This is a genomic window from Brevibacterium zhoupengii (assembly GCF_021117425.1).
Lineage (GTDB): Bacteria > Actinomycetota > Actinomycetes > Actinomycetales > Brevibacteriaceae > Brevibacterium > Brevibacterium zhoupengii.
The window spans coordinates 3,464,680-3,475,506 of record NZ_CP088298.1 but is presented as its reverse complement, the minus strand read 5'-3'; the positions used below and the strand labels follow the sequence as shown (position 1 = coordinate 3,475,506).

Here is a 10,827-nt window from a genome sequence, read left to right as displayed (position 1 = left end):
GTGCAGTCGGAATTTCAGAAGGACGGTTACTGGAACTGTCCGATGTTGATTGAGCCGATGAGGTTCATCAGATCTCCGAGGTCGACGAGGGGTCCTTCGATCAGTGAGCTGGAGGTGTCTGCAGAATCTGTCTGAGGTGCTTCAGCCGCCGAAGCTGCGCCGGGGGCGGTGGAGACTCCGACCATCACGGTAAGCGCTGCGATCGTGGCACCGATGATGGTCCGAAGACCTGTGCGTTTGAGGCTCAACATTGTCTCTGTCCTTTCCTGAATCCCGGTGCAGATCATCTGCACCGGGCAAGCAGTACTGGTTCGGAGAGTGTGTGCGTTTGGATTGGTGGTTCGAGAAGTTTCTCTGAATCCACAGCCTGACAGGCTTCTGAGGGTCGGCGCTGGGCATGCTTCACGATTGACCCAAAACAGAGCATAATAGAACGTATGAACGAATATCAGCGACCGGAATGGCTCAGTCGGTACCAGGACTTCAAGTCGCTGTGCTCGGACGTTTCGGGGGAGTACATCCGCTTCTACCTCACCACGGGCTGTGAGCAGATCAGCTATACACATTCCCAGAACACCGAGGGGCTGCCGAACTACTCGTGCCGCCTCACGGCGGTCGATGGCGCGGTGCTCCTGCTGCCACTCGATGATTGGCGGGGAAGGATGGGGGAGGTGCCCGAACTGGTCAGGGCCTGGCTGGGAGAGCATTCGGATCTCAAGGGCTGCAGGCCGTCGAAGTCGCATTACCAGGGCGACAGATACTGGTTCGAGCGGTGGCAGCTGGCGAATCCCTGGTGATGGGGTGAAGGTTCCTCACGGTGCGAGCCCTGAGTGAGTGCCAGCGCTTGGTGTTTTAGTTCGCCAGGTGAAATACTAGCCAGATGAAAGAAAAGTTGGAGTCGTCGTCTCATCCTCGACGGGCCGTGCGCATCCTTATTCCCGCTGCCCTCATTCTCGTCTGGCTGGCAGTATTCGGATTCGGTGGGATGAGTTTCGGATCGATTGACGACGTCTCCACCGACGAGCGATCGTCATTCCTGCCCTCGAGTGCAGAATCGACCAAGGTCCAGAACGAGATTGCGAAGTTCACCGGATCAGACGCAGTCCCGGCGATCATCGTCGCCGAACGTTCAGGCGGTCTCACCGACACCGACAAGGAGGGACTCGACGACTTCGCTGAACGCGCAGCCGATGTCATTCCTGGTGCGGAGTCCTCCCCGGTCATCCCATCGGATGACAAGGAGGCCGCGCAGCTTGTCGTCTCGATCCCCTCCGATGCCGAAATCGGCGATGTGGTCACACAGTTGGAGGACGACGCTGCACAAGAGCTGGCCGGCCTCGATGTCTGGGTCAGCGGACCGGCAGGTTTCAGCGCCGATCTGCAAGAGGCCTTCGGCGGAATCGACGGAATCCTGCTCCTCGTCGCCCTCGCTGTCGTGTTCGTCATTCTCGTCATCGTCTACCGATCGCCCCTGTTGCCGGTTCTTGTGCTCGTCAGCTCTCTCACGGCCCTGTGCGCAGCGGTGCTGATCAATGTCGCATTGGCTCGTGAGGGAATCGTGACGCTCAATGGGCAGGTCCAAGGCATCCTCTTCATCCTGGTCATCGGTGCCGCTACCGACTACTCCCTGCTCTACATCGCCCGTTGCCGAGAAGAGCTGCGGGACAATCCCACCCCTTTCCCTGCCGCGTGGAAAGCGATGCGCGGCGTGTTCGAACCGATCCTGGCCTCGGGCGGAACTGTCATCGTGGGCCTCCTGTGTCTGCTGCTCTCCGACCTCGGATCGAACTCAGCACTCGGCCCGGTGGCGGCGGTAGGAATCGCGTGTGCCATGCTCACCACACTGACCTTCCTGCCGGCCATGCTCGCAGTCTTCGGGCGAGTGGCGTTCTGGCCGCGGGGGCCCCGATATGGGACCGAGCACCCGGTGCTCACCGGTCCGAATGCCACAGGGCTCTGGCCAGGAGTGGGCCGGTTCGTCGCCAAAGGACCCCGTCGTCTAGTCGCCGGAGTCACCCTCGTTCTCGTCATCGGCTGCGGCGGTTTGGCGTTCCTCGATGCCGACGGCGTCCCGCAGAGTGACTTCGTGCTCGGCGAAAGTCAGGCACGCGACGGCCAGGCAGTAATCGACCGTCACTTCTCCGGCGGCTCGGGCAACCCTGCGTACGTGCTCGCACCCAGTGACGAACGTCGAGAGGTCGCTGAGGCGATTTCGTCGTCAGGCGGTATCGACGGTCTCGCGCTGGTCGCCCGAGATTCCGCGTCGGGCACGACACCGATTGACGACGATGGCCAGGTGATCACCGACTCACGGCCTGGCCCGCCAGCGGCAGAGGCGACGGAGATTAACGGGGACATCATGTTCTCGCTGACCTTGTCCGCTCCTGCGGACTCACTTGAGGCAGAAGGCACCATCGAGGATCTGCGTGAGAACTTGTCCTCGACTCAGGCGTTGGTCGGTGGCAGCACAGCTGTTGATCTCGATACCAACGACACATCGTCACGAGATAGAACGGTGATCATTCCCATCGTTCTCATCGTCATCACCATCATGCTCGCCCTCCTGCTGCGATCCCTGATCGCGCCGGTGCTGCTGCTGGCGACGACGGTGCTGAGCTTCGGCACGGCGCTGGGAGTCAGTGCCGTCATCTTCCGTCTGATCGGGCAACCTCAATCAGATCCGTCGGTACCGCTGTATGCTTTCGTCTTCCTCGTGGCATTGGGAATCGACTACAACATCTTCCTGATGACCCGAGTTCGGGAAGAGGCCATCACCCACAGAACGAGGGAAGGCACACTCCGAGGACTGTCGGTGACGGGAGGGGTGATCACGAGCGCAGGAATCGTACTCGCTGCGACTTTCGCAGCACTCCTCGTCATTCCCATCCAGTTCCTCCTCCAGCTGGCGATCATCGTCTCGCTGGGTGTCCTCCTCGATGCTCTCATCGTGCGGACGCTGCTGGTGCCGGCTCTGTCGCTGTGGATCGGGGATCGTCTGTGGTGGCCCTCGCGTCTGGCCAAGCCCAGCAAGCACTGAGAACTCACTCTGCTTCGGGGGCGGTGATGTCCTTCTTCGTCTCACGGAGGAACCGGATCACCACGTCGCGTTCGGCTGAGGTCAACTGCGCTGCGGCGTGGAAGCGTCGAGACTGTTGGCGGCCGACAGTCTCGATTGCCGAATTATAGGTTTTCGGTGTGATGCTGATCTTCTGAGCTCGTCGATCATCAGGGTGCGGGGCCCGTTTGATGTGCCCGGCGTGTTCCAGTCGAGCGAGTAGCTTCGTCGTCGCCGAGTTCGAGATGCCCAGATGCTCGGCGATGCCTCCGGGTGTGCCTACGGCGTCACGGTGCTGACAGATGATGAGGTAGTGGATGGCCCTCATATCTGTGGCGTTGAGCTTCATGTACTGCTGAGACGATTCGGACATAGCCTGTTCGGCCTCGCGAAGCTCACCGAAAGCAGTCATGAGTTCCCCGATTTGAGCAACAGCTGCAGGTGACATGCCCGATCGGTCGACGAGGTGCTGCTGCGGATCGCTGGAGTCGACATCATAGACCGCTGACTTCTCGATGTCGGTCACCACTCACCTCGCTGCTCTCTCTGCTCGGTTTCATCGTCGAGTCATGTGGCCCGCCGCAGACTGCCTTCACCCATAGTAGTCGTTGGGATTGAGCGAAACCTCGCGTGCTTGTGAGGTCACTCTCGCCAACCACTAGCCAAGCTAACGTTTACTGCTTATGGTGACAACGTGGCACTATCTCAATTCGAAACCATTGACCCCTCACCCAGTCCCCGCACGGTCCTCGTCCTCGGGGCCACCGGCTACATCGGGGGACGCCTCGTCCCTCGCCTTCTGCAGGCCGGTCACCGCGTTCGCGTCGCAGTGAGATCGCCGCAGAAGCTTGAGCAGGTGCCGTGGGCCGATGAGGTCGACATCCATCGCGTCGACCTCGACGATGGGGATGGTCTCATCGAAGCGGCAGCCGGAGCTGATGTCATCCACCACCTGGTCCATTCGATGGGATCGGGACGCGACTTCGAAGAGAAGGAGGCTGCAACTGCCAGGCGGGTTGCCGAAGCTGCAGAAGCGGCCGGTGTTCGACGCATCGTCTACCTCGGAGGACTCCATCCCGACAAGGCGGACCTGTCCATGCACATGCGCTCGCGAGCAGAGGTCGGCCGGATTCTCATCGACTCGCCCGTGCCCGCCGTCGCGTTCCAGGCGGGTATCATCATCGGCTCAGGATCGGCCTCCTTCGAGATGGTCCGTCACCTCGCCCTGACCTTGAGACTGATGCCGGCGCCGAGGTGGGTCACCAATCACGTTGAACCCCTGGCGGTCCGTGATGTGCTCTACTACCTCCTCAAGGCCGTCGACATCGACAGTGACGTCAATCGTGCCTTCGACATCGGATCCCATGATGTTCTCAAGTACGCCGAGATCATGAAGAGGTTCGCTGCGATCGCCGGACTCAGGCCCCGGCACGTCCTCACGCTGCCTCTGCCTGCACCGACGCTGTCCGGGATCTGGGTCGGCCTCGTCACCCCGCTGCCGTTCACACTGACTTTGCCGCTCGTCCAGTCACTGCAGGAAGACGCTGTGACCAAGGACCGCGACGTCGACGCTGTCATACCCCCGCCTCCCGACGGTCTGCTCGACTTTGAGCAGTCCGTGCGTCTGGCTCTGCTGCGCGAAGCCGAAGGGGCCGTCGACACCAATTGGGACGCCGATGCTGGAGGGCTCGACCAGGCTGCGAAGCCGCTGCCGAATGACCCCGGATGGGCCGGAGAACGCGTCTTCACAGACGACCGGACACTGCACTTCCCAGATCTGACTCCTGAGCAGATCTGGCCCGTCATCGAAAGCATCGGCGGGCGAAACGGATGGTACTCGTGGCCGCTGGCATGGAGAGTGCGCGGAGTCTGGGACAAGATTGTGGGAGGTGCCGGCCTCAATCGCGGGCGGCGGCTGCCCGATCGGCTTCGGGTCGGCGATCCGGTCGACTGGTGGCGGGTCGAGGAACTCGAGTCTGAACATCGACTCCTCCTGCGAGCGGAGATGCGGGTCTCGGGCAGCGCCTGGCTCGAATTCACCACCACCGCTGCCGGTCGCGGCTGCGACTTCAGGCAGCGAGCGATCTTCATTCCCAAGGGTGTCCGCGGTCGGGTCTATTGGGCATTCGTCTCACCATTCCATCGACTCATCTTTCCAGCCATGGCGAAGAACATTGCCCGGGCGGCGAAAAAAACTCACCCCGATCGACGCTGAGAGGAAATTCGTTAGCTAAGCTAGCGAACATGGTACCGAAGACCCACGAACTGTTCAGCCACACGGCCCAGCAGGTGGCCGAGGCCGTCATTTCGAACTATTCGACGTCTTTCGGACTGGCGACAAGGCTCCTCGGCCCCACCCACCGGCACCACATCCGCAACATCTACGCCCTCGTGAGGATCGCCGATGAGATCGTCGATGGTCTTGCCGCTGAGGCCGGACTCGATGCAGGTGAGCAGCGTGAACTGCTTGACAACTTCGCTGCCGCAACCCGCAGCGCACTGCGATTCGGCATCAGTGACAACCTCGTCATCCACGCGTTTGCGCAGACGGCGAGGACAACTGGAATCACATTTGATCTCATTGAGCCGTTCTTCGCCTCGATGCGAGCCGATCTGGGCGCCGCGAGTGAATCTCTCGCACCCGTCCGCGGTCTCCTCGCGGACGAACACCGCGATTACGTCTACGGTTCCGCCGAGGTGGTCGGCCTCATGTGCCTCAATGTCTTCCTCAACGATCAGGTCCGCACCCCCGCCGAGGTTGAGGCGCTGGAGTTCGGTGCGCGGCAGCTTGGGGCGGCGTTTCAGAACATCAACTTCCTCCGCGATCTGGCCGACGACAGTGTGCGCCTGCATCGCAGCTATCTCACCACTGAGAGTCGGCTCTCGGATTCTGATAAGACCGCGTGGGTGATCATCATCCGAGAGCAGCTCGCTCACGCTCAGGCCACGTTCTCCCTGCTGCCGAAGGACGCCAGGACGGCGGTGAGAAGCGCCGCGGCGCTCTTCGCCGCCCTCAATGACAGGATCGCCGTCACTCCCGTCGATCGCCTGTATCAGGAGCGCGTGCGCATCCCCAATGCGGTGAAAGCGCGGCTTGCCTCGCAGGCCATCCTTGCCACAGCGAGGGAGGGGCGAACATGACGCAGCGCATCGGCGTCATCGGTGGCGGGGCAGCGGGACTGGCCACTGCCGCACTCTTGGCGCGCGAGGGACACACCGTCGACCTCTTCGAGCAGAACTCGACTCTCGGCGGTCGTATCGGCTCGATCGAACACGACGGTTATCGGTTTGACACCGGGCCGTCCTGGTACCTGATGCCGGAGGTCTACGAACACTTCTTCAACCTCGTCGGGACATCTGCAGCCGCCGAACTGGATCTGCGCACACTCGACCCGGCCTACACCGTATTCAGCCCCGCCTCGACATCCTCACCAGCGCAGACGATCACGATTCCGCAGGGCAAAGCACGAGTGCTCGAAGTCTTCGAACGGATCGAGTGGGGCAGCAGTCGTTCTCTGAACCGATATCTCGCTTCGGCCGAGCGCACCAAGAATATGGCGATCGACTACTTTCTCTACAATCCCTTCACCTCACCGATGTCGATGCTTCGGCCAGAGATCATGACCGCGCTCCCGACTTTGGTGCGTCTGCTCACTACATCTCTTGAGCGTTTCTCCTCCACCTCGGTGAGGCATCCCGTGCTGAGGCAGATCCTCCAATATCCGGCGATCTTCCTCGGCACGGACCCGCGGAGGGCACCGGCGATCTACCACCTGATGAGTGCCTTGGACCTCAGCGACGGGGTCCAATACCCGATGGGAGGATTCAGAACCATCGTCGACGCATTGACCCGTATCGTCGAAGAATCAGGGGTCCGTGTGCACACCAATGCGGTCATCAAACACATCTCTGCCGCACCACAAGGCAGCGGACGCCGAAAAGTCACTGGCATCGTCTGGACCGATCAGGAGGGCCGGAATCACGATCAACATTGTGACACCGTCGTCTCAGCCGCTGATCTCCACCACACGGAGACTCAGCTCCTGGAGTCTGTCGATCGGAGCTTCCCTGAAAGCTGGTGGGAGAGGGTGACGAGCGGGCCGGGCGCCATTCTCGTCTTTCTCGGAATCGAGGGTGAAGTCCCACAGCTTCCGCACCACTCACTGTTCTTCACGAACGACTGGTCGACTAACTTTGACGATATCTTCGGCCCTCGACCGAAGATCTCCTCCCCGGCATCGGCCTATGTGTGCAAACCCAGCCACACCGACCCCAGCGTGGCACCACCCGAGCACGAGAATCTGTTCATCCTCATCCCCGTGCCGGCTGATGCCGGAATGGGCGCTGGTGGCCGTGATGGGCAGGGAGATCCGCGCATTGAACGTGCAGCGGATCGAGCCATTGATCAGGTTGCCCGGTGGGCCGAGATTCCTGACCTGAGAGATCGGATCAGATTTCGGCAGACACAGGGGCCGACAGACTTCTCCAGCAACTTCAATTCGTGGCTCGGGGGGATGCTCGGACCCGCACATACGCTGCGGCAGAGTGCGATGTTCCGCGCGCAGAATGCCTCCGAAAAGGTGGAGGGGCTCTACTACGCAGGTGCGACTACGGCTCCCGGGGTCGGAGTGCCGATGTGTCTGATCAGCGCTGAACTTGTGCTCAAACGCATTCGAGGGGACTCAAGTCCGGGACCCCTGCCCATCGACGATGGCCTCTTCGAAACGGCGGTGTCTCAGCCCTCGAATGGCTCGAGTTCGTCTGCGCTGTAGTAGTGCTGTGCGAGGTCGTTGACTCGAACGAGGTACTTGCCCCGTTCCTCGTCGAAGACCTCGATCTTGCCGGTGTTGCCATTCATGGGTTCGCCGGTGATCGTCACGGTATCGCCTGTGTTGAATTCAGCCATACCTCAGTCTAGGCCCGCTGGCTTGGGAGCGCACAGTTAATGCGAGTACCCGTCGCGGAATGTGGGGAACTCCAGCGATCCGAGGAAGTCATGGAACCGAGTGTTCTCGATCCGTCGCCCTGCCTCGGGCTCTTCTCTCAGATCTGGTGGCGGCGCGACGTCCAGCACGGAGGCCAGAAATTCGACGACCTCGCCCAGTTGGACTGCGCACGAGTCCGCGGCGTGCAACAGCTGCGGCGGGTCAGGGGCGAACAGGAGAGCTTCCAGGCCTCGGATCAGATCGCGGTAGTGAACGCGATTCGTCCACCGGCGATAGTTCACTGCTCGACCAGACCGGACTCCCTCGACGAGCCGAGAATCCTCGCGACCATAGATCCCGGCCGCCCGAACGATGGAAGCGGAGGGGAACGTGGCACGAATGAGTTCTTCTGTCTTCCAGAGAGTGCGGGCAGGGCCCGACTCAGGTCGGGGCACAGTGTCCTCATTCGCGGTCTCGCCAGGCGACGCACTGCCGAGGACTCGAGTCGAGGACACGAGGATCACCCTTTGGGGTTGAGAGTCCAGGATGCTGATCAGGCCTTCGACTCCGCGGCGATACGTCTGCTCGTAACTCGCATCGGAATAGTCATCGGGAGTCAGCGTGATCACCACTGCATCAACGTCGTCGATGGTGAGGTCACCGGGGTTGCTGAGGTCCACAGCAAGTTTTTCGAATGAGTCGGGAAGCTGCTCGGGGTGGCGGCGCGCACCGACGACCTCATGCCCGCTGCCCACCAGCCTCAGTCCCAAACGGGTTCCCAGATCACCGCATCCTGCCAGAAGCACCCTCATGTTCTAAACCGTCCTCGCCTCGTCATCGTCTGCGGACACAGGCCGTGAGGATACGGCTCCTGCGGACATGTTCTTCATTCGATCGTAGGCACTCAGCGCTGCCTGCCGCGAATCCGCGAGACCAACGATGGGGGTGGGCGAGGCGTCTGGGGGATAAGGAAGCCAGTCGTCGATATAAGCACCGTCGGGGTCGAAGCGTTCGCGTTGGCGTTCGGGATTGAAAACACGGAAATAGGGAGCCGCGTCGGCACCGCTGCCGGCAACCCACTGCCAGGAGACCGCGTTGTTGGCTTCATCGGCGTCGACGAGGGTGTCCCAGAACCATTGCTCGCCTGACCACCAATGCTGGAGGAGGTTCTTGGTGAGAAAGCTCGCCGTGACCATGCGGACCCGATTGTGCATCCACCCGGTCTCCCACAGCTGTGCCATTCCTGCATCGACGAGGGGATAGCCGGTAGTACCCGACCTCCAGTGGGCCAGAGCCTCATCGTCGTCTTCGTAGGGGAAGTGTCGGAACTCGTCTCTGATCGGTGTGTAGTCGATGTTGGGGTAGTGATAGGTCAGATGCCAGGAGAATTCGCGCCAGTAGAGCTGACGGTTCCATGCTGCGCGATCTTCTGGAGTGACGGATGTCGTCGTTCGTGCGGCGTGGAGGAGCTGCCGCGGTGACAGTTCTCCGAATCGCAGCCTCGGCGAGAGTCGAGAGGTGCTCTTCGCATCCGAGGGCACATCTCTGGTGGTGCTGTAGCCGTTGATGCCCGCCGCCAGATCTTCAAGCTGCTCGCCGGCAGCCCGGGCTCCCGGCGACCAGTGGCAGGCGATGGTGTTCTGCCACCATCGTGGCCCCTGGGCTGCAGCGAAGTCCCCTGAACCGGTCTCCGTACCGTCGAGGAGTCCCAGTCCGTCGAGGTCGGTCACGGCTGTGCATTTGCGTGCCGATTCCACCAGAGCCGGGTCCAGTGGTGACTGTGGTTCCGGCGTCGGCAGCACGTCACCGACCTCGCGTCCTGACACGGCCTTCCAGAACGGGGTGAAGACCTTGTAATGGTCACCACCCTGAGGTGCGGCCGTCCAGGGTTCGACGAGGAGAGACCCGCTGTGGGAATGGGCTGCGAAGCCCTGATCGTCCAGCACAGTTTTGATCTGGCCGTCGAGAGTCCGCGAGGCCGGAGCATAGCGGCGCGACCACCGGACCGCATCGACGCCGAGGCTGCTGGCCAGCTGCGGAATGATCGCTGCCGCCTCTCCTGCGGCGAAGAGCAGTGGAATGCCCAGATCAGCGAGCTCCTGGTGGAGAACTGCCAGCGATTCGTGCGCCCACCACCGGCTTGCCCCGCCTAACGGTCTGGGCCCCAGCCCCTCAACATCGCGGACCTCACGGACCCACACCGCGATGACCCGTCCATCGGCACGCGCCGCTGTAAGCGCCGAATGGTCGCTGACACGCAGATCGTCACGAAACCACACCAGGGTGAGGCACTCGTCGGCAGCGGCCATCAGACGCTCTTCGTTCGAGTGAGGGGCTGGCACCGGCTCGTTTCGTCGGGATTGAGACGGAGGATCTCCGCGTTGAGGGCGGTTGCGAATCCCACCCACGCCGCGTACGGCGCGAGCGCGGCAGCCGACACCCGATCGACCGTGGCGGCCCTCTTCAGCAGTCTCAGAGTCGAGGCTTCCAACACGGCTGACGCAAGGAGAGAGGCGTCCGGGCGACGGGCGGAGAAGAACAGCCAGCTCCATGCCACATTGACTGCCATGTTGACGCCCAACTCACCCAGATATGCTCGCCGGTCCCGACTGTCTGACAAGCGGTTCAGCGCTCGCCCCGATGCGAATGCTGTCAATGAGTACAGGGTTGTCCATGCGGGGCCGAACACCTTGCCCGGTGGTTGCCAGGCAGGCTTCTTCAGATTCGTATACCAGGCGGAATCGACTTTCGTCCCGAGTGCCCCGAGCGTGGCCGCTCCGGCACACACAGCGGACGGAATGATGAAGCGTTTCCAATCGGCGGTCATGAGATTCTCCCTGTGATTTG

11 protein-coding genes are annotated in these 10,827 nt (G+C 61.7%); 5 read left to right on the top strand and 6 right to left on the bottom strand.

The window, feature by feature from the left end:
• Window positions 1-26: 26 nt before the first annotated feature.
• A complete protein-coding gene (locus tag LQ788_RS15780) occupies window positions 27-251 on the bottom strand; it encodes a hypothetical protein (protein WP_231442580.1) in 225 nt (74 codons plus the stop codon).
• A gap of 186 nt (window positions 252-437) precedes the next feature.
• Here LQ788_RS15780 and LQ788_RS15775 point away from each other — a divergent pair, with 186 nt between their 5' ends.
• Window positions 438-797 (top strand): hypothetical protein, encoded by a 360-nt coding sequence (locus LQ788_RS15775; protein WP_231442578.1) that lies wholly within the window; start codon window positions 438-440, stop codon window positions 795-797.
• 83 nt (window positions 798-880) lie between these two features.
• Entirely contained in the window at window positions 881-3,037 is a 2,157-nt protein-coding gene (locus LQ788_RS15770; RefSeq protein WP_231442576.1) for an MMPL family transporter, read from the top strand.
• A 4-nt stretch (window positions 3,038-3,041) separates the two neighbouring features.
• Here LQ788_RS15770 and LQ788_RS15765 read toward each other — a convergent pair whose 3' ends face one another.
• A complete protein-coding gene (locus LQ788_RS15765) occupies window positions 3,042-3,581 on the bottom strand; it encodes a MarR family winged helix-turn-helix transcriptional regulator (RefSeq protein ID WP_317207046.1) in 540 nt (179 codons plus the stop codon).
• Between the two features lie 168 nt (window positions 3,582-3,749).
• Between LQ788_RS15765 and LQ788_RS15760 the strand changes: the two genes are divergently transcribed.
• The 3 genes from LQ788_RS15760 to crtI are packed head-to-tail and all read left to right on the top strand — an operon-like array spanning window position 3,750 to window position 7,827.
• Window positions 3,750-5,270 carry an SDR family oxidoreductase gene (locus LQ788_RS15760; protein ID WP_231442571.1) on the top strand — a complete coding sequence of 507 codons (1,521 nt, stop codon included), beginning with the start codon at window positions 3,750-3,752 and terminating at the stop codon, window positions 5,268-5,270.
• 29 nt (window positions 5,271-5,299) lie between these two features.
• Window positions 5,300-6,196, top strand: a complete 897-nt coding sequence (locus LQ788_RS15755; protein WP_231442569.1) for a phytoene/squalene synthase family protein — start codon at window positions 5,300-5,302, stop codon at window positions 6,194-6,196.
• Window positions 6,193-7,827, top strand: a complete 1,635-nt coding sequence (crtI, locus tag LQ788_RS15750) for a phytoene desaturase family protein (RefSeq protein WP_231442567.1) — start codon at window positions 6,193-6,195, stop codon at window positions 7,825-7,827. The genes LQ788_RS15755 and crtI overlap by 4 nt, the downstream gene beginning before the upstream one ends.
• Here crtI and LQ788_RS15745 read toward each other — a convergent pair.
• From LQ788_RS15745 to LQ788_RS15730, 4 genes are read right to left on the bottom strand one after another with little or no spacing between them, the layout of a single operon-like run.
• A complete protein-coding gene (locus LQ788_RS15745; protein ID WP_231442565.1) occupies window positions 7,791-7,961 on the bottom strand; it encodes a transcription termination/antitermination protein NusG in 171 nt (56 codons plus the stop codon). The two genes, crtI and LQ788_RS15745, sit on opposite strands and share 37 nt — an antisense overlap.
• 36 nt (window positions 7,962-7,997) lie before the next feature.
• The gene (locus tag LQ788_RS15740) at window positions 7,998-8,792 is read right to left on the bottom strand and encodes an SDR family oxidoreductase (protein WP_231442564.1); all 795 of its coding nucleotides are present in this window, start codon (window positions 8,790-8,792) and stop codon (window positions 7,998-8,000) included.
• A 3-nt stretch (window positions 8,793-8,795) separates the two neighbouring features.
• Window positions 8,796-10,289 carry a cryptochrome/photolyase family protein gene (locus LQ788_RS15735; protein ID WP_231442561.1) on the bottom strand — a complete coding sequence of 498 codons (1,494 nt, stop codon included), beginning with the start codon at window positions 10,287-10,289 and terminating at the stop codon, window positions 8,796-8,798.
• Window positions 10,289-10,807: a TspO/MBR family protein gene (locus LQ788_RS15730; protein ID WP_231442559.1), complete on the bottom strand. Its 519-nt coding sequence runs from the start codon at window positions 10,805-10,807 to the stop codon at window positions 10,289-10,291. Before LQ788_RS15730 ends, LQ788_RS15735 begins: the two co-directional genes overlap by 1 nt.
• Window positions 10,808-10,827 lie beyond the last annotated feature (20 nt).

Bases quoted from the DNA above. Each gene is read 5' to 3' on its own strand.
- LQ788_RS15730 (WP_231442559.1), bottom strand. From the start codon at position 10,807: ATGACCGCCGATTGGAAACGCTTCATCATTCCGTCCGCTGTGTGTGCC.
- LQ788_RS15755 (WP_231442569.1), top strand. From the start codon at position 5,300: ATGGTACCGAAGACCCACGAACTGTTCAGCCACACGGCCCAGCAGGTG.
- LQ788_RS15780 (WP_231442580.1), bottom strand. From the start codon at position 251: ATGTTGAGCCTCAAACGCACAGGTCTTCGGACCATCATCGGTGCCACG.
- crtI (WP_231442567.1), top strand. From the start codon at position 6,193: ATGACGCAGCGCATCGGCGTCATCGGTGGCGGGGCAGCGGGACTGGCC.
- LQ788_RS15735 (WP_231442561.1), bottom strand. From the start codon at position 10,289: ATGGCCGCTGCCGACGAGTGCCTCACCCTGGTGTGGTTTCGTGACGAT.
- LQ788_RS15775 (WP_231442578.1), top strand. From the start codon at position 438: ATGAACGAATATCAGCGACCGGAATGGCTCAGTCGGTACCAGGACTTC.
- LQ788_RS15770 (WP_231442576.1), top strand. From the start codon at position 881: ATGAAAGAAAAGTTGGAGTCGTCGTCTCATCCTCGACGGGCCGTGCGC.
- LQ788_RS15745 (WP_231442565.1), bottom strand. From the start codon at position 7,961: ATGGCTGAATTCAACACAGGCGATACCGTGACGATCACCGGCGAACCC.
- LQ788_RS15740 (WP_231442564.1), bottom strand. From the start codon at position 8,792: ATGAGGGTGCTTCTGGCAGGATGCGGTGATCTGGGAACCCGTTTGGGA.